The 622-nt window shown below is 42.4% G+C and carries 2 protein-coding genes; both read right to left on the bottom strand.

The features are described 5' to 3' along the window. A partial coding sequence (locus UQ64_RS30465) for an IS3 family transposase (protein WP_167348531.1) occupies positions 1-201 on the bottom strand: 201 nt, incomplete at its 3' end. Positions 202-260: 59 nt separating this feature from the next. Further along, positions 261-578, bottom strand: coding sequence for a transposase (locus tag UQ64_RS27145; RefSeq protein ID WP_060625064.1), 318 nt, complete (start codon positions 576-578; stop codon positions 261-263). Between the last annotated feature and the right edge of the window lie 44 nt (positions 579-622).

The raw sequence follows: 622 nt of genomic DNA, 5'->3' as shown, positions 1-622 counted from the left end.
CTTCATATACAAGCCAACGGTTCTCTCGGTGACCTTGTAGCCCTCATGGCGCAATTTTTTTGTGATCTTAGGGGCACCATAGCGTCGATTGTTATCGTGATAGTGATACGTAATTCGCCCCATTAACTCACGCTTGCGCAACTCTTGCTTGCTTGGCATAGAGGTTTTCCACTTATAGTAGCCGCTCCGAGAAACTTCCATAACCTTGCACATCTTCTCCAAGTTGAACTCGGAGCGATGATCCTCAATAAACTGGAATCTTAGTTCCTTGGTTTGCTGAAGATGTGCACTGCTTTTTTTACGATTGTGAGTTCTTCCTCAACGTCTGCAATCCTTTTATCTTTCATCTGAATCTCATGTTCTTTTTCTCTAAGCAGCTGTTCCATCTCTCGGAATCGTTCCAAGGTAACAATAGGTTCATTTTTGAAGTCGCGATATTTAGCCTTCCACCCATGCAAAGTCTTTGCTGGAATGTTCAACTCTAACGAGATATCCTCCACCGACTTTGTCTGCTCTTGCAAATATTTAACAGTGTTTCTCTTAAATTCTTCGTCATACCGTTGCCGCTGTTCACCCATGTGAACACCTCCTTAGATATCTTCATTATCTTAATCTCTTAACG

It is taken from the genome of Paenibacillus etheri, from assembly GCF_001012825.1.
Lineage (GTDB): Bacteria > Bacillota > Bacilli > Paenibacillales > Paenibacillaceae > Paenibacillus_AQ > Paenibacillus_AQ etheri.
The sequence above is the reverse complement of the archived record's forward strand: the minus strand, read 5'-3'. Positions and strand labels throughout refer to the sequence as shown.